Annotated in this window: 1 protein-coding gene; it reads right to left on the bottom strand. The window is 55.6% G+C overall.

Annotated elements, in window-relative coordinates:
• Positions 1–60: 60 nt before the first annotated feature.
• Positions 61–1,157 (bottom strand): IS3 family transposase gene (locus WFP70_RS26460; RefSeq protein ID WP_442956376.1). Its coding sequence is split into 2 segments (ribosomal slippage): positions 61–896 and positions 896–1,157, totalling 1,098 coding nucleotides; the frame shifts between segments, so codons are not numbered across the junction.
• Positions 1,158–1,237 lie beyond the last annotated feature (80 nt).

Raw genomic sequence — 1,237 nt, 5'->3', positions numbered from 1 at the left:
TGACCCTGACCCCGAATATGATCCAGGCATAATCAGGAATAACCGGCTTCAGGTTGGTTGCTAATTCTGGCAACCGGCAGATTTTTCGGCGAATTCGGATGGGGTCATCCAGCCCAGCGCAGAATGAGGGCGACTCTGGTTATAGTGTATGCGCCAGGCCTCGATTTTGCATCGCGCATCCTCCAGAGACATGAACCAGTTCTCGTTCAGGCACTCCTGCCGCAGCCTGCCGTTGAACGACTCTACCGTGGCATTATCCGTGGGCGTGCCTGGCCGTGAGAAGTCAATCCGGATATCACGTTCGTACACCCACTTATCCAGCATTTTTCCTGCAAATTCAGAGCCATTGTCTGTTTTCAGTAGTTGCGGTAACGGACGTCTCAACGCAATGCTGTCCAGCATTTCAGCCACTTCTGAAGAGCGCAGGTTCTGGCCTACGCAGATCCCCAGACACTCACGCGTATAAAGATCGATTACCGTCAGCAGGCGGAGCCGGCGACCGTCAAACAACGCATCGGAGACAAAATCCATCCCCCATACGTGATTGGGATACAGTCCCTGCGGCTGTGGCTGACGTTTCAGCGCAGATTTATTACGGCGGGGGCGTTTAAGCCGGAGCGATAACCCCTGCTCGCGGTAAAGCCGGTAAATGCGCTTGTGATTATCGCGCCAGCCTTCCCGTTTCAGCATGACGTGGACCCTGCGGTAGCCATAGTGGACGCGGGTTTCGGTTATTTCCCTGATGCGCAGTCGCAGCGCGCTGTCATCTGCCGCAACGGAGCGGTACCGGAACGAACTGCGGCTGACCTGCAGCGCAAAGCAGACCTGTCTTTCACTGGCACCGTAGCGGGTCTGTAAGTCCCTGACCCATTCGCGCAGGCGTGCCAGCGTCAGCTCTTTTTTGCCAGCACGTCCTGCAGCATGGCCTTGTCGAGGCTCAGATCGGCAACCAGCTTCTTCAGGCGAAGGTTTTCCTCTTCGAGCTGCCGCATATGCTTCAGTTCTGAAGGAGAAATCCCGCCGTACTTTTTGCGCCAGGTATAAAACGTGGCGTCGGAGATACCCAGCTTGCGGCAGACTTCCGGCACGGACGTACCCAGCTCAGCCTGCTTCAGGGCAAAGACAATCTGCTCTTCGGTGAATCGTGACTTTTTCATCGGCACAACCTCCGCTCAGGGGAGTCATTATCATGCCGGAATTCTGTTTCTGAATGGAGCAGGATTTCGGGTCAGGGTCA

The sequence above is a fragment of the Pantoea sp. USMM079 genome (assembly GCF_037153115.1).
Lineage (GTDB): Bacteria > Pseudomonadota > Gammaproteobacteria > Enterobacterales > Enterobacteriaceae > Pantoea > Pantoea communis.
The sequence above is the reverse complement of the archived record's forward strand: the minus strand, read 5'-3'. Positions and strand labels throughout refer to the sequence as shown.